Source organism: Marinobacter sp. NFXS9 (genome assembly GCF_040148665.1).
GTDB classification, from domain to species: Bacteria; Pseudomonadota; Gammaproteobacteria; order Pseudomonadales; family Oleiphilaceae; genus Marinobacter_A; species Marinobacter_A mangrovi.
This window is the reverse complement of sequence record NZ_JAGDDW010000006.1, coordinates 229,406-252,480: the sequence shown is the minus strand read 5'-3', so window position 1 is coordinate 252,480 and position 23,075 is coordinate 229,406. Positions and strand designations below refer to the sequence as shown.

At 60.4% G+C, this 23,075-nt stretch carries 19 protein-coding genes; 12 read left to right on the top strand and 7 right to left on the bottom strand.

Features of this window, described 5'->3' with window-relative positions:
• Positions 1 to 216: 216 nt before the first annotated feature.
• The 8 genes from trpE (at position 217) to J3364_RS11835 (ending at position 12,271) form a co-directional block, all read left to right on the top strand.
• A complete protein-coding gene (gene trpE, locus J3364_RS11870) occupies positions 217 to 1,704 on the top strand; it encodes an anthranilate synthase component I (RefSeq protein ID WP_349558547.1) in 1,488 nt (495 codons plus the stop codon).
• Positions 1,705 to 1,714: 10 nt separating this feature from the next.
• Positions 1,715 to 2,320, top strand: a complete 606-nt coding sequence (locus J3364_RS11865) for an aminodeoxychorismate/anthranilate synthase component II (RefSeq protein ID WP_349558546.1) — start codon at positions 1,715 to 1,717, stop codon at positions 2,318 to 2,320.
• Positions 2,321 to 2,347: 27 nt separating this feature from the next.
• Entirely contained in the window at positions 2,348 to 3,376 is a 1,029-nt protein-coding gene (trpD, locus tag J3364_RS11860; protein WP_123636335.1) for an anthranilate phosphoribosyltransferase, read from the top strand.
• Between the two features lie 24 nt (positions 3,377 to 3,400).
• Positions 3,401 to 4,207, top strand: coding sequence for an indole-3-glycerol phosphate synthase TrpC (gene trpC, locus J3364_RS11855; protein ID WP_349558545.1), 807 nt, complete (start codon positions 3,401 to 3,403; stop codon positions 4,205 to 4,207).
• Positions 4,208 to 4,934: 727 nt separating this feature from the next.
• Positions 4,935 to 5,453: an Hcp family type VI secretion system effector gene (locus tag J3364_RS11850; protein WP_111498578.1), complete on the top strand. Its 519-nt coding sequence runs from the start codon at positions 4,935 to 4,937 to the stop codon at positions 5,451 to 5,453.
• Between the two features lie 319 nt (positions 5,454 to 5,772).
• Positions 5,773 to 7,854: a type VI secretion system Vgr family protein gene (locus J3364_RS11845; protein WP_349558544.1), complete on the top strand. Its 2,082-nt coding sequence runs from the start codon at positions 5,773 to 5,775 to the stop codon at positions 7,852 to 7,854.
• Positions 7,854 to 11,204, top strand: a complete 3,351-nt coding sequence (locus J3364_RS11840) for a toxin VasX (protein ID WP_349558543.1) — start codon at positions 7,854 to 7,856, stop codon at positions 11,202 to 11,204. The genes J3364_RS11845 and J3364_RS11840 overlap by 1 nt, the downstream gene beginning before the upstream one ends.
• On the top strand, positions 11,201 to 12,271 hold the full coding sequence (locus tag J3364_RS11835) for a hypothetical protein (protein WP_349558542.1): 1,071 nt from the start codon (positions 11,201 to 11,203) through the stop codon (positions 12,269 to 12,271). Before J3364_RS11840 ends, J3364_RS11835 begins: the two co-directional genes overlap by 4 nt.
• 137 nt (positions 12,272 to 12,408) lie before the next feature.
• Here the strand turns inward: J3364_RS11835 and J3364_RS11830 are convergent, their stop codons facing one another.
• The 3 genes from J3364_RS11830 to J3364_RS11820 form a co-directional block, all read right to left on the bottom strand.
• Complete coding sequence (locus J3364_RS11830; RefSeq protein ID WP_349558541.1) at positions 12,409 to 13,026, bottom strand: glutathione S-transferase family protein; 618 nt, start codon at positions 13,024 to 13,026, stop codon at positions 12,409 to 12,411.
• Between the two features lie 93 nt (positions 13,027 to 13,119).
• Entirely contained in the window at positions 13,120 to 13,902 is a 783-nt protein-coding gene (locus tag J3364_RS11825) for an alpha/beta fold hydrolase (RefSeq protein ID WP_349558540.1), read from the bottom strand.
• Between the two features lie 9 nt (positions 13,903 to 13,911).
• Positions 13,912 to 15,012, bottom strand: coding sequence for a M14 family zinc carboxypeptidase (locus J3364_RS11820; protein ID WP_349558539.1), 1,101 nt, complete (start codon positions 15,010 to 15,012; stop codon positions 13,912 to 13,914).
• Between the two features lie 199 nt (positions 15,013 to 15,211).
• On the opposite strand from J3364_RS11820, the gene J3364_RS11815 reads away from it, so the two are divergent.
• From J3364_RS11815 to J3364_RS11805, 3 genes are all read left to right on the top strand, one after another.
• Positions 15,212 to 16,918 (top strand): GGDEF domain-containing protein, encoded by a 1,707-nt coding sequence (locus tag J3364_RS11815; protein ID WP_349558538.1) that lies wholly within the window; start codon positions 15,212 to 15,214, stop codon positions 16,916 to 16,918.
• 94 nt (positions 16,919 to 17,012) lie between these two features.
• Complete coding sequence (locus J3364_RS11810; RefSeq protein WP_349558537.1) at positions 17,013 to 17,444, top strand: GNAT family N-acetyltransferase; 432 nt, start codon at positions 17,013 to 17,015, stop codon at positions 17,442 to 17,444.
• A 45-nt stretch (positions 17,445 to 17,489) separates the two neighbouring features.
• Complete coding sequence (locus J3364_RS11805; RefSeq protein WP_349558536.1) at positions 17,490 to 18,134, top strand: SagB/ThcOx family dehydrogenase; 645 nt, start codon at positions 17,490 to 17,492, stop codon at positions 18,132 to 18,134.
• A 58-nt stretch (positions 18,135 to 18,192) separates the two neighbouring features.
• On the opposite strand, the gene J3364_RS11800 is transcribed toward J3364_RS11805, so the two are convergent.
• A complete protein-coding gene (locus J3364_RS11800) occupies positions 18,193 to 18,348 on the bottom strand; it encodes a hypothetical protein (protein ID WP_349558535.1) in 156 nt (51 codons plus the stop codon).
• 259 nt (positions 18,349 to 18,607) lie between these two features.
• On the opposite strand from J3364_RS11800, the gene J3364_RS11795 reads away from it, so the two are divergent.
• Positions 18,608 to 20,293: a methyl-accepting chemotaxis protein gene (locus tag J3364_RS11795; RefSeq protein ID WP_349558534.1), complete on the top strand. Its 1,686-nt coding sequence runs from the start codon at positions 18,608 to 18,610 to the stop codon at positions 20,291 to 20,293.
• Positions 20,294 to 20,349: 56 nt separating this feature from the next.
• On the opposite strand, the gene J3364_RS11790 is transcribed toward J3364_RS11795, so the two are convergent.
• The 3 genes from J3364_RS11790 to J3364_RS11780 all read right to left on the bottom strand — a co-directional run bounded on the left by J3364_RS11790 (position 20,350) and on the right by J3364_RS11780 (position 23,064).
• A complete protein-coding gene (locus tag J3364_RS11790; RefSeq protein ID WP_349558533.1) occupies positions 20,350 to 20,925 on the bottom strand; it encodes an NnrU family protein in 576 nt (191 codons plus the stop codon).
• Between the two features lie 124 nt (positions 20,926 to 21,049).
• Positions 21,050 to 21,766 carry a YebC/PmpR family DNA-binding transcriptional regulator gene (locus J3364_RS11785; protein WP_349558532.1) on the bottom strand — a complete coding sequence of 239 codons (717 nt, stop codon included), beginning with the start codon at positions 21,764 to 21,766 and terminating at the stop codon, positions 21,050 to 21,052.
• A 122-nt stretch (positions 21,767 to 21,888) separates the two neighbouring features.
• Positions 21,889 to 23,064 carry a benzoate/H(+) symporter BenE family transporter gene (locus J3364_RS11780; protein ID WP_349558531.1) on the bottom strand — a complete coding sequence of 392 codons (1,176 nt, stop codon included), beginning with the start codon at positions 23,062 to 23,064 and terminating at the stop codon, positions 21,889 to 21,891.
• Positions 23,065 to 23,075: the final 11 nt, after the last annotated feature.

Below are 23,075 nucleotides of genomic sequence, written 5' to 3'. Positions count from 1 at the left end.
TTTGATGGAGCTTCCTGCCGTGCGGGGACTGAAACTGACTGCAAAAGCGCGCAACGTGCTCAGCACACGCGCAACTCGATGGTGGCGATGGCGCACCGGCTGATTGTCAGCCCGGTGAGCGCACGTGCACCCGCGCTTGCCTGAACGACTCCACGGGGCCTTGTGTGTTGGCATCCGGTGGGGAATTGAGCAGATCAGATTTCAGGAAACCAGAGCATGACGCCCGAACAATTCGCCGACCTGGCCCAGGCCGGCTATAACCGTATCCCTGTCCAACGCGAAGTCCTCGCCGATCTGGACACGCCTCTCAGCACCTACATCAAACTGGCCACCGGCCCGTATACCTACCTGTTTGAATCCGTCACCGGCGGAGAAAAATGGGGCCGTTACTCCATCATCGGCCTGCCCTGCCGCGAGATCCTACGGGTTGAGGGCAACACGATCACCATTACCCGCGACGGCGAGCTCATCGAGGAAACCACCAGCGACGATCCGCTCGATTTCGTCGAGCAGTACCAGGCGCGCTTCAATTCGCCGGACCTGCCGGAACTGCCGCTGTTCAACGGCGGCCTGGTGGGCTATTTCGGCTACGACACCGTGCGTTACATCGAAAAGCGTCTGGCGGCCACCTGCCCGCCGGATCAGCTGGGCACGCCGGACATCCTGCTGATGGTGTCCGACGAAGTGGTGGTCTTCGATAACCTGCGCGGCAAGCTGCACCTGATCGTCCACGTGAACCCGAACGACGCCAACGCCCTGGCCGACGCCGAGGCCCGGCTGGACGCGCTGGAAGACCAGCTTCATCACAGCACCGTGGATGCTCCGGTCACGCCGGAAGCGCTGCGCGGTACCCAGGTGGACGAGACCGACTTTGTCTCCGGTTTCACCGAAGACCGCTTCAAGGACGCGGTCGACACCATCAAGAACTACGTGCTGGACGGCGACGTGATGCAGACCGTCATCTCCCAGCGCATGTCGATCCCGTTCGCCGCGCCGCCGCTGAACCTCTATCGCTCACTGCGGGTGCTGAACCCGTCGCCGTACATGTATTTCCTCGATCTGGACGACTTCCACATCGTCGGATCCTCGCCGGAAATACTGGCGCGGGTCGAAGACGAGCAGGTGACGGTTCGCCCGATTGCCGGCACCCGCAAGCGCGGCGCCACCGAAGCAGAAGATCGCGCACTGGAAGCGGAACTGGTGGCTGATCCCAAGGAGATCGCAGAACACCTGATGCTGATCGACCTGGGCCGCAACGACGCCGGTCGCGTTTCAGAAACCGGCACCGTGCGTCTGACCGAGAAGATGGCGGTGGAACGCTATTCCCACGTGATGCACATCGTGTCCAACGTCACCGGTCGTCTGAAGCCAGACACCTCCTGCATTGACGTCCTGCGCGCCACCCTGCCGGCGGGCACCCTCAGCGGCGCCCCTAAGATCCGCGCCATGGAAATCATCGACGAACTGGAGCCGGTGAAGCGTGGCGTCTACGGCGGTGCTGTCGGCTACCTGTCGTGGAACGGTAATATGGACACAGCGATCGCCATCCGCACCGCGGTCATCAAGGACGACACCCTGCACATCCAGGCCGGCGCGGGCATCGTCGCCGATTCAGTGCCCCGTCTCGAATGGAAGGAGACGATGAACAAGGGCCGCGCCATTTTCCGCGCGGTGGGCATGGCACTGAACGAATTCGACCGCTGAGGACTGCACCATGTTACTGATGATCGACAACTACGATTCCTTTACCTACAACGTGGTGCAGTACCTCGCCGAGCTGGGTGCCGATGTCCACGTGTACCGCAACGACGACATCACCGTCGAACAGATCGAAGCGCTGAATCCCGAGCGGCTCGTCATTTCCCCGGGCCCCTGCACGCCGAACGAGGCGGGCATTTCGATGGAAGCCATTCGTCACTTTGCCGGCAAGCTGCCGATCCTGGGCATTTGCCTGGGCCACCAGTCCATCGGCCAGGTCTACGGCGGCAACGTGATTCGCGCCGGTCAGGTGATGCACGGCAAGACGTCCCCGGTTTTCCATGCGGATACCGGCGTGTTCCGCGGCCTGAATAACCCGCTGGAAGCCACGCGTTATCACAGCCTGGTGATCGACAAGGACAGCCTGCCGGACTGCCTGGAGGTCACCGCCTGGACCCGCAACAGCGACGGCTCGGTGGAGGAGATCATGGGCGTGCGCCACAAGACACTGCCAATCGAAGGCGTCCAGTTCCACCCGGAATCCATCATGACCGAACAGGGGCACGAGTTGCTGCGCAATTTCCTGCGAATCCCGTCCACGGCCCCGACCAAAGCGGCCTGAGCGCATAAGGACCAGAGAGAGACTGCAATGGATATCAAAGCTGCACTGAACCGCATCGTTGAGAACCTGGACCTGACCACCGAGGAAATGAAATCGGTGATGCGCATCGTGATGAACGGCGAGGCGACGGATGCCCAGATCGGCGCCCTGATGATGGGCCTGCGCATGAAGAGCGAGACCATCGATGAAATCACCGGTGCCACCGAAGTCATGCGCGAGCTGGCCACCAAAGTCACCATCAACGCCGACTACCTGGTGGATATCGTCGGCACCGGCGGTGATGGCGCCAACCTGTTCAACGTATCCTCTGCCTCCGCGTTTGTTGTCGCAGCGGCCGGCGGCACCGTCGCCAAGCACGGCGGCCGGGCGGTTTCCTCCCGCAGCGGGAGCGCCGACCTGCTGGAAAAGGCGGGCATCAACCTGGAAATGACGCCGGAACAGGTTGGTCGATGCATTGAACAGATCGGCGTCGGCTTCATGTTCGCACCGGCCCACCACAGCGCCATGCGGCACGCCGTTGGACCGCGTAAAGAGCTGGGCATGCGGACAATGTTCAACATCCTCGGCCCCATGACCAACCCGGCGGGCGTCAAACGCCAGGTGATCGGCGTCTTTACCGAACGCCTGTGCCGCCCGATGGCGGAGGTACTGAATCGCCTCGGCAGCGAGCACATCATGGTGGTTCACTCCAAAGATGGGCTGGACGAGATCAGCCTCGCCAACAAGACCCACGTGGCCGAACTGAAAGACGGCCAGATCACCGAGTACGACATCTCGCCGGAAGACTTCGGCCTCAAGAGCCAGAGCCTTTTGGGCCTGTCCGTGGAAAGCTCGGAAGAGTCGCTGAACCTGATCAATGCGGCGTTTGGCACCGGTCACAGTGAAAATGCCGACAAGGCGCGGGATCTGATTGCCCTGAACGCCGGCGCGGCGATTTACGTCTCGGGCATCGCCAAAACCATGCAGGAAGGCGTCGAACTGGCCCTGGATGCGATTGGTAGTGGCCTGGCCAAGGGCAAGATGACCGAACTGGCCGACTTCTCCCACTGTTTCTGAGACCAATTTGCACAGGATTGACCGATGACTGAGACCGACCGCACCCCGACCATCCTGCGCCGCATCGTCGATCGCAAGTGGGAAGAAATCGACCACCGTCAGCGCCGCCAGCCGCTGGCCGACGTGCGTGCCCGGGCCGCTGACAAGCCCGCAGCCCGGGGCTTTGCCAACGCTCTTCGCGCACGGATCGAGAAGTCGTCCCCAGCCGTCATCGCGGAAGTGAAAAAAGCATCACCCAGCAAAGGCGTGATTCGCGACCCGTTCGAGCCGGCCGCCATTGCCGAAAGCTACGAGGCGGGCGGCGCGGCCTGCTTGTCGGTACTGACCGATCACGATTTCTTCCAGGGTCACGAAGATTACCTGGCCCAGGCACGTCAGGCCTGCAGCCTGCCCGTCATCCGCAAGGATTTCATGGTCGCACCCTACCAGATCTATGAAAGCCGGATGATCGAAGCCGACTGCATCCTGCTGATCGCAGCCTGCCTGACCAAGGACCAGATGCAGGAGCTGGCGGGCACCGCCGGCGAAATCGGCCTGGATGTGCTGGTGGAAGTCCATAACGGCGAAGAACTGGATGACGCGCTGACGCTGGACACGCCGCTGGTGGGCATCAACAACCGCGACCTGCACACGTTTGAGGTGTCACTGGACACCACTTTCGAACTCCATAAGCGCATCCCGGACGAGCGCCTGACCATCACCGAAAGCGGCATCCTGACCCGGGACGACGTCACAGCGATGACCGACAACGGCATCTACGGCTTCCTGGTCGGCGAATCCTTCATGCGCGCACCGGATCCGGGTGCAAAACTGCAGGAACTGTTCTTCTAACCTCTCTACCCTTCATTACTTTCGTCCGCGCTATCGCGAGGCTGAACCGAAGCCCTGGGCACCCTCCGCTTCCGCAGCGGGACAGGACGTCCCGCGCCGCATCCGGCGGTCAGGGATGACCCTCGGAGGCGGCGGAAGCGGAGGGTGTCCAGGGCTTCTGGCTGGAGTCCGATTCCCTTGGTACCTCGTTCTGAACTGGGTTGTTCATAAGACTGGATTCTCGGGGGCAGAAGCGAGGCACCGGCAGGGCTTACGTCGTCTGGGAGCGCCTCGGCAGAGTCCAGGCTGGGGATGAAGCGCAAGGCGCGCGGCGCGCAAGAAGCGAGGCATACCAATAGGTAGGTGAGCGGATGAGCACCGCGCAACGCCGCGATTCGCCACAGAATGGACTCTGCCGAGGTGCTCAGAGGGTCATCCCTGACCGCCTAATTGGATCGGAGACATCCCTGTCTCCTGCTTCAGCCCTGCCGGTGCCCCGCTTCGATCGAGCTTTGGCGGGTCGTCGCTTTCCTGCTTCTCAATCCGAGCAAGATATTGCCCAGCCAGCAAGATGTGGCCCGATGGGAGCCATTGTTTGCTTGGTGTTAGGGGCTGGGTTGTGCGGATTTTTCGTTAGTCGCCTGTTTTCGTTGACGTTTACGGTTCTGGCACGGGACTTGTTGTACGGGACTGTCCTTTTCTGAATGGACTCACCGTTTTCAATTGTTTTTCCGTCAAGGAGCAGACCATGCCAACCCCATGTTATATCAGCATCGAAGGCCAGACCCAGGGCAACATCACCGCTGGCGCCTTCACCGCCGATTCCGTCGGTAACATCTACGTCGAAGGCCACGAAGACGAAGTGCTGGTCCAGCAGTTCGACCACACCGTCACCGTCCCGACCGACCCGCAGTCCGGCCAGCCCTCCGGCCAGCGCGTGCACAAGCCGTTCAAGTTCACCGCCGCCCTGAACAAGGCCACCCCGCTGATGTACAACGCCCTGGCCTCCGGCGAGATGCTGCCCAAGGTCGAGCTGAAGTGGTACCGCACCTCCGTGGAAGGGAAACAGGAGCATTTCTTCTCCACCATCCTGGAAGACGCCACCATCATCAACATCGACTGCACCATGCCCCACTGCCAGGACGCGGCCAAGACCGAGTTCACCCAGCTGGTCGAAGTCTCCCTGGCCTACCGCAAGGTCACCTGGGAACACGGCATTGCCGGCACCTCCGGCTCTGACGACTGGCGCTCCCCGGTCGAGGCGTAAGCCCCGATCGTCGACACCCGGGCCGCTATCGCGGTCCGGAGTGTCCGATGTCACTGACGGATCCCGGCAACGATCGCTTACACACCCGCTTGGCCGGATCGGTTAGACTCGGGCCTCTCACTTGCAGGAGGCAAGTGGCCGTCCAGCGGACACTGTGACGGGAAGTTGAGCTCGTTTCTGAGGGCGCGAGGGGCAAGGCGCACGGCACGCAGCGACTGAAGCTGACCGTTTGGGGTCGCTGAGGGAGCGAGTACCGCGCAACGCCGCCCTCCGTGTCCTCAGAAGCGAGATCGCGGTTTTCAGTTCAAGGATGAAGCGCATGTCCCTACCTACCGGCCTGCAGTTCACGGCCCGCCTCGGCACCCTGCCGGACGACACCTTTGCGGTGGTCGAGTTTGAACTCGAAGAGCATCTGTCCCGGCCCTTTACCCTGACCCTGAAGCTGGCCAGCGCCTTCGCGGATATTGCCGCCAGCGATGTGCTGGACAAAGGTGTGGAACTGGTGGTCTGGCAGGACGGCCAGGCCCTGCGCAACATGCAGGGGATCGTCACCGCCTTCAGCCGGGGCGACAGCGGCCACCGCCGCACCCGCTACGAAGTCGAGGTGAGACCCGCCCTGTGGCGCCTGGGGCTGATGCACAACAGCCGCATCTTCCAGCAGCAGACCCCGGATGTGATTCTCGGCACCCTGCTGGACGAGCGGGGGCTGGTGGACAAGACCTTTGACCTCAAGCGCACACTCCAGGAACGGGAGTACTGCGTCCAGCACCGGGAAACGGATCTGGCGTTCCTGTCCCGGATCGCCGCCGAGGAAGGCTGGCACTACCGCTTCGATCAGGCGACCGCCGGTCAGCCGATCGTGATCGCCGATCACCACCGGGATGCGCCGCAACTGCCGGAAGTGGGTTACAACGCCACGTCCGGCGGTTCCCACAAGGCCCCCTGCGTCTTCAAGTTCAGCTACACCGAAACCGTCTCCGTGGCCAGCGTGGCGATGAAGGACTACACCTTCAAGAACCCCGCCTACGCCCTGATGCACGAGGCCAACGCCGCGGACCTGGACAGCCAGCGCAGCGACTACGAACACTACGACTACCCGGGCCGGTTCAAGGGCGATGCCTCCGGCCAGCCCTACACCGAAGCCCGACTGGACAGCCTGCGCAAGGACGCCAGCCTCGGAAGTGGCGAGAGCAACCGCCCGGACTTCAGCGCCGGGGCTAAGGTCACCCTGTCCGGCCACAGCACCGACAGCCTCAACCGGGACTGGCTAATCACGACGGTCAAACACACCGGCAAGCAGCCCCAGGCGCTGGAAGAGGAAGGCGGCTCCGAGCCCACCACCTACAGCAACACCTTCAAGAGTGTGCCCGGGGATACCGCCTGGCGGCCCGAGCCGCCCGCCAGACCGATCATGGACGGCCCGCAGATCGCCATCGTCACCGGACCCCAAGGTGAAGAAATCCACTGCGATGAACACGGCCGGGTCAAGGTAAGGTTCCCGTGGGACCGTTACAGTCAGAACGACGAGCACAGCAGCGCCTGGCTGCGGGTCAGCCAGGGCTGGGCCGGGGGCAGCTACGGCTTTATGGCGTTACCTCGCATCGGCCACGAGGTTATCGTCTCCTTCCTGGACGGCGATCCGGACCAGCCGATCATTACCGGCCGGACCTACCACGCCACCAACACGCCGCCCTACGCGCTGCCGGAGCACAAGACACGGACCACCCTGAAGACCCAGACCCACAAGGGCGAGGGCTCCAACGAACTGCGCTTCGAGGACGAGGCCGACAAGGAACAAATCTACGTCCATGCCCAGAAGGACCTGGACCTGCTGACCGAGAACGACCGCACCGAGGTGGTCCACCACGACAGCCACCTCACCGTCGACAACGACCGCTACGCCCACATCAAGGCCAATGACCACAGCACCATTGATGGGGAGAAGCGGGAGAAGGTCGGGAAGGACATGAGCCTGACCGTCGGCGGCACGTTCCACCAGAAATCCGGCACCGCCACCCTCACCGAGGCTGGCAACGAAGCGCACTACAAAGCCGGCGCCAAAGTCGTCCTCGACGCCGGCGCCGAACTCACCATCGCCGCCGGCGGCAGCTTCCTAAAAGTCGACGCCAGCGGCGTCACCCTGTCCGGCCCCACGCTCAAGATCAATTCCGGTGGGGCGCCGGGTAGCGGTTCGGGGCAGTCGGCGCAGGCGCCTGGATTGCCGGGCTCGCTGGAAGCGACTAAGGGGCAGCGGGTAGAACCAGCCCAATTGCCCGATGCAGAGCAGCGCGCGCCAGCCCCGGCACAAGGCGGGAAGAGAAGGCTAATCGTCGACATTATCGGCGGAGGCGACGAAATCGAGACAGTACGGGCGATTAAAAACAACGGGGAGACGACCTGATGTCAGAGGTGGAGTTTCAGGAGGAGAGCCGGGAACAATCGGTATTCAGACAGGCCGACTACGACGACGCCTCCCCGGCCGACCTCGTGATGGACATTCCCAAGCGCGAAGGCGGAACCATTACCCTGCCGCTGCTTCAGCAAGCCCGATCCAACGAAGAGCGCGAGGACGTTCAGGAAAACACCCTGATGCGCGTCATGCCTCTGGCGGAAATCCTGGACCATGCGCCCGTCAACAGTGGCGGCGTCACCGTCAACACGGGGCTCGGTGTCGCCCTGCTACGCCCCGGCTACCTGTACGTTTTCAAGGGCCAGACCCTCTGGCGAGAGCTGGAAGTGGGGCCAGATGGGCGCATGAGCGATATTGACCTTGCCCGTTATCGCCCCGACAACCTGGAACAAAGCACTTCGACCAGGCGAGACAGTGAGGGCGAGTGGTCAAGCGACGTCCTGATACCGGCTTTCCTGCAGGGCCGCGCGGTGATGCACGACTATCGAGTTGCGTTCAGTGAGGTGCAGTGGAGCTGGTCACGCATACACACCCTGGAAACCGACTCCGCCGCGCTGAACAAACGGACAACGTCCATTGCACCCGCCTATGTGGCGGTCCAACTGGGTACTTCCCAGGAATTCGTCTCATTTGAAAGGGGCTTCCCGGCCCAGGCGATCCAATCCATGCCACCGCTCAGAACGCGTGATCTCGGCGTTGAGCTCATGCTTGAGCAGCCCGTCCACTTCACGCCGGCTTTCGAGCAGCCGGAACCCGAGGAACTCTGCCAACGTCTGGCCACCCGCCTCCAGTCCATCACAGAAGACGGAGAAGAAGCACCGAACCTGGACATTGGTTGCAAGCCCGCCAAGGATGCCCTGGCCAATCTCAGGAACAGGAAAGGCATCGCCTGCGCCGCTGTCTCCGATGTCCTGTTCAAGTTCAGGCATTCGCTGGCCCAGATTCATCAGGCCCTACAGTACCTGGATGTCATCGAAATCAGCCTCAAGGGCCAACCATTGGCCCACTCGGCGACATTGATACGCCAGGCGGTTTTCGATCCGCGAAAGAACGGTCCCAGCCCGTTGGCGGAGTATGGCGATGCCGTCGACCGGAACAAGCTCGACGAGGTGCTGCTGACCGGCGAGCGCCAGTATGCAGCCGACATCATCAACCAACATGTCGGCAAGCTGAAAGCGCTGATGGAGAATGGAGAGCTCGACGCCGTGCTTGCAGACTACCTCACCCAGGACGGTATTGGAGTCTGCGAGGCCTACTGCCTATGCGCTGATCACCTTAACGTTTTACAGAAGATTCCAGACATCCTGGCTGGACATGGTATTGAAGAAGAGCATCGAATTCTGAGCTCACTTAACCACTGGATAGCCAGCAGCAACTGGCTCGACGTCTGGTCACCAACCCGGCAAACAGACGAAAGTGAGAACTCTCCCTTCAGCCGGCTCCAACAACTGGCAGCGGATCAGACGGACATTAATGACGATCACCTCGACCAGCTTCACTTGCAATCACTGGCCTTACTCGAAAAGCAGGTCCAGCAGGCAAAGGCTGATAACCAGTCTGAGGAGCAAGACGCGAAGCATGCAGGCCAGGTTGCAAAACTGGTCAGCGATGTCATGGGGGAATGGAGCAGCGCCCTGTTGGCCGTTGTCCGCCGGTTTATCCAGGAAGACAACATCAACGCCGTGCATATACCGCGCATCATGCAGGGCGTCGCCTCCATATCAGCGATCGGCGATCCCAACTTGGAAGGGATCGACGTGATGCGCCGGGGCGACGTGGATCTCAGTCGCCAGACCATCATTGGTGTCCACGGCGAAGGCATCAAATACGGCCTGACCGACCTTGATCGCGCCAACCTGTTAAAACGTGGGAAGGAATATCTCTACGCAAACCTGCTTAACGAGAGCGGCGAGGTCACCGGCTCCACCAGTACCCGGCAAGCCGCCGACACGATTGAAGACGGGATCAAGAAGGTGTCGATGGACGCCTGGGTGTTTACTGTTCCTGCGGGCCACCCTGAGGCGCAGAAACTCAGTTTGTTTAAAGTGGATCTCGCCAAACGTATTGGAAACGTAGTGGACGGGCCATCGGTTTCAGCAAGCTTGGTAGCGTTGGCAATGTTTAATATTTTTATCGAATCAGAGGTCGCATATCACCAATATGAGAAAGGACAAATTCAAGGATTTACGGCGACCAAAATATTTGGCGGCTTCGTAGATCTGACTGCTGCTTCAATGAAGCTTAGAATCATTACAGCGAACCTGTCAGGGCACGATCTCTCGGCTACATCAAAATTTTATAGGTTTTCAAACTTTCCTTTGTTCAATATGAAAAGTGCGCCCATCGTTGGACCTCGACTGTTAAAAGTTGGTGCACCCACATTGGTACGAACTGTTAGCGCCGTTTCATTTGCAGGCGGAGTTATCGCGGTAGGAATAAGCGCTTGGGATATGCGCCTTAGTCTTTCCCGTGGTGATACTGATGCTGCACAAGGCCACGCCATCGCAATGGTGGGAGGTAGCATTTTCCTCGCAGCACCAGTAATGGCAGGATTACTAGCTATTCCTGGTTGGGGTTGGGCGATCTTAGGTATCAGTATGGCCGTCGGCGGCTCACTATTCGCAGACAGCGCCAAAGACGATGATTTCGAAAGACTACTTAAGAATGGCCCCCTCGGCACCTACCCGATTGACTATGATCCCATGCCATCAGATGTGGACTACTATGGTCAACTGCTGAGCATGCTGAACCCTGTTCAAGCTACTGCACGGCGCTATGCAGATGTTGAACCGGATCCAGCCCTCACACACAGCAACCCAGACTATGCACCTCAAGCCAATGACTATGTCATCACTTTGACTACACCGCTGATAAGCCAACTACGGCACATTGGAGAATGCCGCCCGGGAGAGCCCGTGCGCACTTTCAGCATTATGGTGCAGGAAGTTGCTTACACCGAAAGTGAGGTGACAGGTCCAGATGGCGTTAGCACCATTCGCCAGGAAAACCAGTCGCGTGTGACGAAACTGACCCGAATAACTGCCCGCCAACCACTGCCCGCACAAAATGCAGTTCGATTTCTAGTCAAACGCGATCTCGATGAAAACTCGTTCGAGAGCTCTTACTACAGGCTATCTAGCCAAACAACAGTACGCATTGCCGTGCAAGCGGCCATTGCATCGGAAGCAGATACAATCGTGTATCCTACTCCCACACTTGAATCGTTCGCACCCTACGATCCAATCACCCATGGCCATGCGCCACCGAAAGAACGTAGTTTTTGGGATCCACACTCCAACGCGACAGTCCCATACTGGTTCGTTACCGAGGTTGAGGTATGACCCTCGAAAAAACCGAAAAGTACGCCCCTACTGCATTTAATACAGAATCCACGCCTCCATTGCCTGAGAGCAATAAACGAGAAAGGGCTGGCGAAGAGCTGCAACCATGGGGGGATTACGCCAGCATCAATCCGTTTGAAAAAATCACCCATGATGTAAAGGATGTCCAGACCAACGAAAAGGGTAACCCGGAGTTCTATAAAGACGAGTGGTGGGGATGGAATCATCAAAAGTTACGCTTCCTCAACAATAAACAGGGGCTAAAAGTCTTTTTACTATTGATTCCTGTTGCTTGGGCATCGACGATTTTCTTCGGAGGAGCAGCCCTAGGTATATGGGGGATTATTGAAGCATCTCAATCTTGGGAGCTTCCTGCTTTGCTATTCGTCGTTTTGCTACTGTTTTTCTCCGCCTCTTGGATATTTCTTTCGATATACTTAATCGCTAATACCACAAACTGGATTATGAGCAACGGCATAGGCCTACTCCTTAAACCGTTTGAGAACTCCCTCCAGAAAAAAGTCGACAACTCCCTCGCCGACGGCATGAGTGAATTCAACCGCGTTACTGGCCAAGCCAAATTCGCCTTGGGCAAAGGCCGCTATTTCGAAGCACCGTTTATCGAGTTCGACGCTTACGTCGAACGGGTGGTCCAGCGGGGTGGTATTTTCTACCGGCTGATGTTCGTCCATCGCTACACCGGCAAGATCTTCAACAAAACCTGGCTCAGTGGCGTTGAAGCCAGCAAGGATGAAGTCCTTGCGCTCTGGGACATGCTGCAACGGTTTATGGATGTCTCACAGCCAATCCCGGATATGCCCCGCTTCGAGCCGTTCCGCCACCTGGATCCCGTTACCGCCAAACACGACGATAAAACCAACCGTCCACCCCGCTACTGGCGCGACCTGGATTTGGAAGCCTGGAAAGCGGATGAAGGCGCCGAATTGGCCAAAGCCCAGGCGCAGTTCCCCTGGAACCAGCGGCGCTGCAAATTAACGCCAAAGTTGGGGCAGGTTGAAATGGAGGTCTATCGCAAGCAGCGTCCAGAGACGGCTGTACCGATCTAGGAGCGATCATTCCAGCGGATCGGTCGATCGACACGCCTGCTGGGTGCCCAACCAAACGGCGCTGGAGCAACCAAACCGAGAAGTCAGATAAAAATGCCCCCGACCGCGGCCCCCGCGGTCAGGAGAGATAGATTACTTCAGGCCTTCGCCGAAGGCCGCGCCTTGATCCGGTCGTACCACGCCTGCAGATTCGTCTGCTCCGGCTTGATCCGGATATCGTTCACTTTATTGAAATCGATGGTGGTGAAGGCGTTGATGTCGGCGGCGGTGAAGGTGTCGCCGCAGATGTATTCGCGGCCTTCCAGGTGCTTGTTGAGGAAGTGGAAGAATTTCTCGACGTTCTTGCCGCACTCTTCGCCCCATTCCTTGATCGGGTTCATGCGGTCTTTGAAGTAACCGGTGGTGTGCTGGAAGCACATGCCGGTGGGTAGGAAGAAGAAAAACTCAATCCAGCGCAGCCACTGCTCCACATGCGCTTTCCCCAACGCTCCCTCACCCATTAATGGCGTGGTTTCCGGGTGCAGTTCCTCAAAGTAGCGGCAGATGGCCATGGTTTCGGCCACGCTGGTACCGTCGTCCAACTGCAGCACTGGCACTTTTTTCATCGGATTCATGGCCGCGTATTCCGGCGTCAGGTTCTCGCCTTTCTGGATATCGACCTGGACGAACTCAACCTCATCAAGCAGGCCTTTTTCGGCCAGGAACATGCGGACCCGGCGCGGGTTGGGCGCCGTCTTGGTTTCGAAGATCTTCATGGAGACTCCTGTCTGTCGACTGAACGTCTTTTTGTTGTTGGTATCAGATGATTCTGTTTTGCCTTGCAAAACAGGTTTCTGCGGGATAGCTCATCAACCCAGAGATTGCCTCGGTGGCACAGGGGCGTCAAGCGGAACGCCCCGTGTGTCCAGATAGTCGCGTATCGCCTGGATCACCCAGTCCGGATCGTCCAGAGGCAGGTCGTGGCCGGCATCCGGGTGCAGGCGCAGGGTCCACTGCCAGCGCTCGGCCAGCCGTTCGCTGCAACACCAGTCCACGATCCGGTCCCCTTTGCTGGCCAGCACCAGGGCATCCGGCAGCGGCCTCGCGTCAGCTGGCCGGAAGCGGGCCGCAGCCCAGAGCTGGCGAACGGCGTTGCGGGGACTGACGGGACGCTGGGTCTGGATACTGTACCAGCGCTGGACCGTGGCGGGATTGAGCTGACGATTGGAGCTCAGGGCCAGGATCTGGGCTTCGCGCTCACGCAGATCCCGCACGGTCAGCAGTCGCAACAGCGTCGGCCAGGTCTTGGGTCGCAACCGGTGCCAGGGTCGGTTGAAGCCGCTGCTGGTGTTGATCAGCACGAGGTGCTGGATGTCTCCGGGATGGGCATGCTGTGCCCAGTCGAGCGCCACCATCCCGCCCATGGACAGGGCAATCAGCCCCAACGGGTACGGGATGTGCTGACACTGCCTCTGGACGACCTCTCGGATGGCGGGAATATCCGCAGGGCTCGGCTCTCGGAAATGGGTGCCGGTTCCCGGCAAATCGACAGGATGGAAATCGTGCCCGGGGAAGGTATCGCGCAGACGCTGGGGCAAGACACCCCAGTGCGCCTGCTCTCGTGTCAGGCCACGCAACAGAATCCAATGCATACAAACGCCTCAGCCCGATTCACGGTACCAATGCATGATGGCCGCTTCCCTGAGCATGGGCTCCTGCTCGGACCCTGGCAACCAGTTTTTGTGGTTCGCGGTCGCCCGCATCAGGAAATCGAGGAAGTTGAGGTGAGAGCGCAACACCCGTTGATGGCGGTGCGGCACCATGGGGTTGAACAGCCCCTCCAGGCGCAACAGTTGACGCGGGCGCTTGCGAATCCAGCGCCAGGAGCCCATTTCCAGCGTCAGGGGGATAAACCCGCCGGACTCCTTCCGGTTCATCTGCTTATAGAAGTAGTCCCAGAGATCGCCATGGGTCAGGTAGTGCCTCGACTGCGGCTCGAAGACGTAGGTGTGATTGGGATAAGCCTGCTCCCACAGCAGTTTCAACGCCATCACCGACGCGATCTTGCGCATGGGGCGACGCCGATAGGCATAGGGGAACCAGATCTGGTCCTGCCAGCCAAAGCCGGAGTGGCAGTCCAGCGCCAGGCTGAACGGCCGACCGGGCAGCAGATCCTGAATAACACGCTCGAGCGCCAGGTTCTCCGCTTCCATGCCCTTTTCCGGCGTGCCGGTGTACCAGGGCAGTCGGCGCGAGAGTCGCTGACCGCCGAGCAGAAACGTGCTGGCGCCCTGCGCTTCGATCGGCGCGTTGCGCATCAGGTCCACGCCGTTGGGGTTGCTGCGCTGGTTCAGGAACATGCCGCCGGGGTTGAGGATGGGCAAGAGGGTAATGCGGATGCGGGATAGCAGATCCTGCAGTTCCTGATCCCAGCGCAGCCGGTTGAGCAGGCTCTGCAGCCAGGCAATGGTGACCTGAGCGCCGATCCGCTCCAGACCATGAACACCACCCACCAGCAACAACGCCGGGGCCTCTGTCGATTTGGCGCCGATATCAATACGGTAGATCGGCAACGTGAGGGACTTGAGCGTAATCCGTTCGACAACGCTCGCTTCCACCTCCACCGGCGCTTCCGCCAGCATACGCTCTAGCCCGACCAGCTCGGGCAGGTAATCCCGAAGCAGCCGACGCTGGCGACGATCGCGGGTGGATTGTTCCAGGGGAATGGCGACGTGGGGCGTGAGGTCCCGCAGCTCCGTCATGGCGGACTCCCGGTCAGTAAACGACGGCCCGATTATCGACCGGAAATGCTACAGGCCGATGACAACGCCCCAAAAGCGACTCGCAACTGTAGTCATCGTTTACTAACTTCGCCTATCATGACCGTTCAGGGATTGACCAGGACGCCTTCCGGGCAACGGCACACGCCAACTGACCGCTCTCACCGGGAACCGAAGGACTTTGAAGCTTAAAACCCGTTTTCTACTGCTGGCCTCCTTGCTGGTCGTCGCCTCTTCGCTGGCCTCCTGGGTCGTCTTCCAGCGTATTGCGGAAGGCATTATCGAGCGCTGGGGCGCCAACATCGCCGACATCCAGGTGCGCTACGACAGCGCCCGCCTGCTGCAGAACATCGAGCGCGAAGTCGGCCTGGCGCACCAGATGACGGATTCCGACATCATCCAGAAATGGGCCAGGCACCCCCAGGACGACGGACTCAAGGCCGCCGCCATTGCCGAAATGGAACGTTTCCGCCATAACTTCGCCGGTCGCAACTACTTTCTGGCGTTGAAGGATAACGGCGCGTATTACTACAACAACGCCGCCAATGAATTCGCCGGTAAGCAACTGCGCTATCACCTGGACCCGAATAAGCCCGCGGACATCTGGTTTTACCAATTGATCGAGCAGCGCCGGGATTTCCACCTCAACGTCAACCCGGACGAGGCGCTTGGCGTCACCAAGCTCTGGATCGATGTCCTGTTGAAAGTTGATGGCCGAATTGTCGGCGTGGCCGGGACCGGCATGGACCTGGAACCTTTCCTGCAGCAGATTGTGGATCTGGAGCAGCCCGGCATCAACACGCTGTTCGTGGACGCCAATGGCGCCATTCAGCTTTATCGCGACCGCGAGTACATCGACTACGCCAGTTTCGTCAAACCCGAAGGCCAGAAGAAGACCGTCGACCTCCTGCTGGACCGCCCTGTTGATCGGGACTGGTTCCACCGCACCATGACGGCGCTGCGGGAAGAGTCGGATCAGGGCTACCGGGTGGCCACCGGTTTTGTGAACGTTGATGGCAAGCGGCACCTGGCAGGCATCACCTACCTGCCGTCCATCGGTTGGTATGAAATCACCCTGCTGGACTTGAACCTGCTGCTGCCGCTGACCACCTTTGCGCCCCTGATTGGCGTCTTTGTGGTGGCTCTCCTGTTGACGCTGGTGGCCTTCAACCTGGCCATTCGCCGTCAGATCATCAATCCGATCATCTCGCTTGAAGCCGCCATGGAACGGGTTCGCCAGGGTGACCTGTCACCTCGCAAGCCATCGCCTCGCTCGGATGAAATGGGTCGGCTGAAGCAGCATTTCGACGTCCTGGCCTCCAGCATTCGCGAGCACACCCGCCAGCTCGAGGAGACCGTCCGCGAGCGCACCGACGCCCTGCACCGCCTGGCCCGCAAAGATCACCTGACGGAGCTGCTCAACCGGCGCGGCATGAACGAATTGCTCGCCGAGGAGTTCCAGCGTTTTCGACGCGAGCAGCGGACATTCGGCATCGTCTGGCTGGACATCGACAACTTCAAGAACATCAACGACACTCTGGGGCATGCCGTCGGTGATGGCGTCCTGCGGCAGATTGCCTCCAGCCTGCGCACGTGTATTCGGCCTTACGATCACGCCGCTCGCTGGGGCGGTGATGAATTCCTGGTGCTGCTCGCCCCCTGTGATGGCGACCATCTGCAGGGCATCGGCGAACGCATCCGGCGCACGGTAGAAAGCGCTGCGGACACACCGGCCATCACCGTCAGTATCGGCGGCGCCCTGGCGGTTCCCAATGACACGATCGAGAATCTTCTGCAGCGCGCAGACGACGCCCTCTACCAGGCCAAGGACAACGGGCGTAATCAATTCTACATCGCCGAAGGCGGCCAGCTGACCCGTATCAGCTAGCGCCAACCGGGCCTCGTCGCTGAGCTGTCATCTTGCCGTCATCCTGGCAATGGGGCAGGATGAATCGTACCGATCCACCGACAGGTAGACCACCATGCTGATTCGCCCGGCTACGATCCAGGATGCCCCGGACATTGCCCGTCTCGCCACGGCCCTGGGGTATGCGTCGTCCACGGAAGACATCGTCAGCCGGCTCGACGGCCTGCTGGGACAACCGGATCGGTTTGTTGCGGTCGCTGATGGTAAGGGTGAAGGGCTTCTGGGTTGGATTGCGGCCGAACGGCGCCTGCTACTGGAGTCCGGCGAGAAGGCGGAAATCGTCGGCCTGATCGTGGGCACTGACAGCCACCGCAAAGGCGTGGGTTCGGCCCTGGTAACCGCCGCCGAGGACTGGGCCCGGGCGCGGGGTCTCGGCAAGATCGTGGTGCGCTCCAACGAAGCGCGTCTGGCATCACACCCCTTCTACGAGAATCAAGGTTTCAACCGGACCAAGACCCAGCACGTTTACCTCAAGCCCCTGACCTGAAACCCATTAAGACTTCCCTCGACTCGCAAAAGGAACTGACGACCGATGGAAACAGCCAACCTTGCCCAATCCGCCATCGACCTGCCCCATCCACTCCATAACAGCCAAGTACCCCTGGAAACCGCGCTGGCCTCCCGCAGCAGTTGTCGCCAATATGCGCGGCGCTTTTTGTCCATCGACAGCCTGTCGCAACTGCTCTGGGCCGGGCAGGGGTACGACCCGGAAACCCATCGGCGTACCGCGCCTTCCGCCAAACAGGCCTATCCGCTGCAACTGCAGGTCATTACCGGCGAGGTGGGTGAACTGGTGCCGGACGTCTATCGCTATGACTCGCTTCACCATCAATTGCACGCCACGGGGATCGGCGATGTCCGAGCCACCCTGCAAAGCCTCGCGATCGAGGATCAGCCCTGGCTCGCCCAGGCGCCGCTACTGCTGGCAATCAGCGCCAACCTGTCAATGATGGCCCACCTGTTTGGCGAGCAGCCGCCACAGGGCGAGCGGGGCATCCGCTACGCGTACATCGAGACGGGCGCGGTCGCCGAAAACCTGCAATTACAGGCAACCGCCCTGGAGTTGGGGTCGGTGATTGTCGGCGCATTCAACGATTGGGGCGTTGGTCAGGCACTGGGTTTGGAGGAAGGCTTTGCGCCGACGGCGCTGGTCTGCGTGGGTCATCCCGCCCACTGAGACGGGAGCGGAGCTCAGGCAAACGGCACAGGGCCGAGGATTTGCGGAAAACAGCGATTCACGCTGCCTTTCGAAAATCCTCGGACCGGACGGCTTTGTCGCGCTTGCGGTTGTAGCGGCTTTTGTCCTTGACCACCTGCATGCGATACAGCGGTGAACGCAGGTCGCGCTGGACCTGGCTGTGCTGGGTGGGTGTGCGTTTCTTTTTAGCCATGAATACTCTCCTTTTTAATGGGCAGAGTCATCATAGGGCCCGTTCACCAAGTCCACAATCCGTATCGATACGATATCCGAATCCGGCACTAGCGCTGGATCGACCTTTTCCAGCCTGGCTTCTCCAACCGATTAAGTTTTGCATAGTGAAATGCAGTTCCCTCCAGCAAACCATCGTTACATTTTTCAGTAGAAATGTGCACTCAGATCCGGATACTGGCGAATCTCAATAAAGTCCAATTTCTGCCGGAGTCCCGACCATGGCGTTCTTCCAGCGACTGCGCATTCGTTCGCGCCTGCTTATTGCGATCCTGGTTCCCGTACTGATCACGGCTGCTGTTGTTGCGTGGATAACCACGGCCCAACTGCAATCCAACGGTGAGGCCGAGATACAGCGCCTGCGGGACAACCTTATCGAGGCGCATAAGACCGGTCTGAAACACATCGTTGAAGCCGTTCGAACCGCGATCGATGCGGATTACAGCAGCACGACACTCAGCGAAGACGAGGCCAAGTCCCGTGTTCGCGATACCATTCGGTCCATGGGTTTCGGCGACAAGAACTACATTTTTGCTTACACGGATGACTCCTTTAACCTGGCATTCCGCCCCAACCCCAGTGCCGAAGGGTATGTGAAGAACAGCACGGCACAAACGAAGGCGCTGCTCAAAGCCCTGTTCGATGCGGGCCGCAACGGCGGCGGCTTCTACGCCTACAAGCGCAAGAACCCGGCGACGGGTGATGTGGAGCCAAAGATTTCCTATTCAGTGGTACTCGACAAGTGGAACTGGGTCATTGGCACCGGTGTTTACGTGACCAGCGTCGACAAGACCATCGCGGCGGCCCGGGCCCAGATTTCGAAGAACATTCGGGCGGCACAGGTATCGATACTAGCGGTCACGGGCGTCGTTGTTCTGATCGCCATTGCCTTCGGCATGCTGGTGGGTCGGACGGTCACCCAACCGCTCGCCAACGTCAGCCGCACCATGCAGGAAATTGCAGAGGGCGAAGGGGATCTGACCCAGCGCCTGCCTGACCAGGGACAGGATGAGTTGGCTGAACTCGGCCATCGCTTCAACGCGTTCGTCACCAAAATCCAGAAGACCATCCGTGACGTTGGCGACACCACCCACCAGGTCGCTTCAGCCGCAGAGGAACTGAGCCGGGTTGCCGAAGAAACCCGTCGCTCCGTTCAGACCCAGGGGGCGGAAACCGACCAGATTGCCTCGGCCATCAATGAGATGGCGGCCACGATCCATCAGGTTTCGCGTAGCGCCAATGATGTGCAGTCTGCCGGAGCGGACGCGGACCAGTTGGCGAAAGAAGGTGGAAGGACCATCGAGTCCTCTCAACGCTCAGTGCGTGAGCTTTCCGAGAATATCCTCAGGAGCGCTGAATCCATCGATGCACTCGCCGCCCGTAGCGACGAGATCCAGTCCGTGCTCGACGTCATCCACGAGGTGACCGACCAGACCAACCTGCTCGCCCTGAATGCCGCCATCGAGGCCGCCAGAGCTGGCGAGCATGGGCGTGGGTTTGCCGTCGTCGCCGACGAGGTTCGCCAACTCGCCAGACGCAGCGGCGAATCGGCCGCACAGATCCGAACGATGATCGATGGGTTTATTACAGAGTCCCGGGCCGCCGTCGAGATCATGCGTTCGTCCAGGGAGCTTTCCAACAGCACCGTCGAGCGCATCGATCACGCCACCAGCACCCTGAACACCATTGAGCGTTCGGTGGACGATATCCACAATCAGGTGACACAGATTGCCACGGCGGCCGAACAGCAGAGCCAGGTAGCCGAAGAGATCAACCAGAATGTGGTCCGCATTGTCGAAGCCGCACAGCAGAGTGATGAGGGTGTCACACAGACGAACGAAGCCAGCCACGAGTTGGCCCAGCTCAGCGAGCACCTGCGCACACTGGTCAGTCAGTTCCGGGTCTGAAGCCGGTCACGCCCGGGCTCAAAATCGAAGCGCGGTCCTCGGGGCATCGTCCGGGGCTATCCTCCCATGGGAGAGACCCCGATTAACGCCCGGTGTAACCACAGCACAAACAGCAGATAGACCACCAGCCCGCCGCCAACGGCGATCCAGTCGTTCCTGGGACGGTAGGGCAATTCGGGCGTGGGCCGCGGCACCCGGCGTTTCAGGGAGATACGGTCGACCACCGCCCAGGCCAGGAAGGCGCCGAAAAGAAGGACGTCGGCCAGCATACCGTTGGCCAGCAGGTGGGCGACGGCCCAGAGCTTGATGGCCACCAGCATCGGGTGCTTGACGGTGTGCTGGATACGGCCCGGCAGGTACGTGGCAAAAAGCAGCGGAAAGACCGGCAGCAGGAGCACCATCGCCAGGTGACGCGTCCAGGTCGGCGGCGTGTAGAGCACGACCGGTTCCTGGCGCGCCAGACCGTAGCCCCAGATCACCAGAATCAGCCCCAGCAGCGACACCAGCGAATAGAGCCCCTTGTACGGGCCTTCGCCGAGTTTTTTCAGCGTTCGGTTGCGCCAGGGTTCGGCAAAAATCGATACGGAATGCACGCCGAGGAAAACGACGAGCCCGACCATCAGTACGCCCATGCTCACACTCCATCAGGTTACGAAAGGAGCTTAGTCGAGCGCGTTATCGGTGCAAAGAAATGGCGTTACAAATATGGGGCACGGAGTGGCCGGCCGGATGGGGACACCATCCGGCCGAAGCGCCTTACAGTTCGGCGTTGTGGTACACGTTCTGAACGTCGTCCAGGTCGTTGAGCATGTCGAGGAATTTCTCGAACATCTCGGCGTCCTCGCCGGTCACCGGTGTGGTGGTCTGTGGCAGGAACTGGATTTCGTCCGCGTCGAAGTCGATCTCACCGAAGGCCTCGATCAGGGCCTGGCGGGCCTTGGCGTATTCGGTGTTGGGCGCAAACACGGTGATTTTGCCGTCTTCGGATTCGATATCGGTGACGTCGACATCCGCTTCCATCAACGCTTCCAGCACGGCTTCTTCATCCTCACCGGCAAAGGCAAAGATGGCGCAGTGATCGAACATGTGGCTGACGCTGCCCTGGGTGCCGATCTTGCACTTGGTCTTGGTGAAGCACGCACGTACGTCGCCGAAGGTGCGGTTGGGGTTGTCGGTCAGGCAATCGACGATCACCATCGCCTGGCCCGGGCCGAACCCTTCGTAACGGGCTGCCGAGTAGTCCTCGCCACCGCCGCCCTTGGCCTTGTCGAGGGCCCGATCAATCACGTGGGTCGGCACCTGGTCCTTTTTGGCCCGATCGATCAGGCTGCGCAGCGACAGGTTGCCGTCCGGGTCCGGACCGCCCTGCTTGGCGCAAACGTAAATCTCGCGGCCGTACTTGCTGTAGACCTTGGTTTTGGCATTGGCCGTTTTGGCCATGGAATCTTTGCGGTTTTGGTAGGCTCTGCCCATACCCTGCCCCGATGTGTCTGGCGGCCCCGTGATGTTCGATGCTAACGGCGCAGTGCGTGGGGCCTGTTGTCGGAATTGCCGTTCAAAAGAGCGCCGATTTTACACGCTGAGCCGCCCGCATTCTATTTTTTGCTCAGTTGCAGTGACAGGCGCACCAGCACGCCGACGACCAGTCCCCAGAAAGCGGCGCCAATGCCCCACAACGTCAACCCGGACGCGGTCACCAGGAACGTGATCAAGGCGGCCTCGCGATCGCCGGGATCGTCCAGAGCGGCATGGAGGCTGTTACCAATCGTCCCCAGCAGGGCCAGCCCCGCCAGCGCCACGACGAAAGCCTGGGGAAACGCGGCAAACAGGGCCACGACCGTCGCGCCGAACAGCCCCACGATGGCGTAGACGACGCCGGCGGAGACCGCCGCCAGATAGCGTGCCGACCGCTTTTCGCCCGCCTCTTCACCCATGCAGATCGCCGCAGTGATGGCGGCGAGGTTGTAGGCAAAGCCACCGAACGGCGCCAGCACCAGCGTCACCAGACCGGTGGCCGTCAGTACCGGTGACAACGGCGTCTGGTAGCCGTTGGCCCGCAGCACCGCCAGCCCCGGCACATTCTGGGACGTCATGGTGACGATAAATAACGGAATCCCGACGCTGATCAGCACGGACAACGAAAAGTCCGGCGTGGTCCATTGCGGCGTGGCGAGAGCCAGGGACAAGCCGTCCCAGTGGAGTTGTCCCTGCCAACCGGCGACCAACATACCGACAGCCAAGACCAGCAGGATGGCATATCGAGGCAACCGTTGACGGCTGATCACATAGGTCGCCAGCATCAGGGCTACCAGCAGGAAATCCCCTTGCAGGGCCGCGAAGGCATCCAGCCCGAACTGGAACAGGATGCCCGCCAGCATGGCCGCCGCCAGGGATTGGGGCAGGTGTTTGAGAATCCGCTCGAACCAGCCTGTCCAGCCGGCAATGACCGTCAGTATGGCCGCAAAGACAAAGGCGCCCGTGGCTTCCGCCAGCGAATAGCCGGTGAGTCCGGTTGCCAACAGCGCTGCCCCCGGGGTCGACCAGGCGGTGAGCACCGGCTCGCGGAAATAAAGCGAGAGCCCGCCGCTGGTAATGCCCATGCCGATCCCCAACGCCCAGATCCAGGAACTGACCTCGGCCTGGCTCGCGCCTGCCGCTTCGGCGGCCTGCAGGATAATCACCACCGAGCTGCTGAACCCTACCAGCACCGCGACAAAGCCGGCGGTCAGGTGAGACAGCGAGAGATCCGAAAATAGGGACGGCCGGGACACGCTCTGTTCCT

Bases quoted from the DNA above. Each gene is read 5' to 3' on its own strand.
- J3364_RS11850 (WP_111498578.1), top strand. From the start codon at position 4,935: ATGCCAACCCCATGTTATATCAGCATCGAAGGCCAGACCCAGGGCAAC.
- J3364_RS11830 (WP_349558541.1), bottom strand. From the start codon at position 13,026: ATGAAGATCTTCGAAACCAAGACGGCGCCCAACCCGCGCCGGGTCCGC.
- J3364_RS11820 (WP_349558539.1), bottom strand. From the start codon at position 15,012: ATGACGGAGCTGCGGGACCTCACGCCCCACGTCGCCATTCCCCTGGAA.
- J3364_RS11805 (WP_349558536.1), top strand. From the start codon at position 17,490: ATGGAAACAGCCAACCTTGCCCAATCCGCCATCGACCTGCCCCATCCA.
- J3364_RS11865 (WP_349558546.1), top strand. From the start codon at position 1,715: ATGTTACTGATGATCGACAACTACGATTCCTTTACCTACAACGTGGTG.
- trpC (WP_349558545.1), top strand. From the start codon at position 3,401: ATGACTGAGACCGACCGCACCCCGACCATCCTGCGCCGCATCGTCGAT.
- J3364_RS11845 (WP_349558544.1), top strand. From the start codon at position 5,773: ATGTCCCTACCTACCGGCCTGCAGTTCACGGCCCGCCTCGGCACCCTG.
- J3364_RS11800 (WP_349558535.1), bottom strand. From the start codon at position 18,348: ATGGCTAAAAAGAAACGCACACCCACCCAGCACAGCCAGGTCCAGCGC.
- J3364_RS11790 (WP_349558533.1), bottom strand. From the start codon at position 20,925: ATGGGCGTACTGATGGTCGGGCTCGTCGTTTTCCTCGGCGTGCATTCC.
- J3364_RS11785 (WP_349558532.1), bottom strand. From the start codon at position 21,766: ATGGGCAGAGCCTACCAAAACCGCAAAGATTCCATGGCCAAAACGGCC.
- trpD (WP_123636335.1), top strand. From the start codon at position 2,348: ATGGATATCAAAGCTGCACTGAACCGCATCGTTGAGAACCTGGACCTG.
- J3364_RS11810 (WP_349558537.1), top strand. From the start codon at position 17,013: ATGCTGATTCGCCCGGCTACGATCCAGGATGCCCCGGACATTGCCCGT.
- trpE (WP_349558547.1), top strand. From the start codon at position 217: ATGACGCCCGAACAATTCGCCGACCTGGCCCAGGCCGGCTATAACCGT.
- J3364_RS11795 (WP_349558534.1), top strand. From the start codon at position 18,608: ATGGCGTTCTTCCAGCGACTGCGCATTCGTTCGCGCCTGCTTATTGCG.
- J3364_RS11825 (WP_349558540.1), bottom strand. From the start codon at position 13,902: ATGCATTGGATTCTGTTGCGTGGCCTGACACGAGAGCAGGCGCACTGG.
- J3364_RS11840 (WP_349558543.1), top strand. From the start codon at position 7,854: ATGTCAGAGGTGGAGTTTCAGGAGGAGAGCCGGGAACAATCGGTATTC.
- J3364_RS11835 (WP_349558542.1), top strand. From the start codon at position 11,201: ATGACCCTCGAAAAAACCGAAAAGTACGCCCCTACTGCATTTAATACA.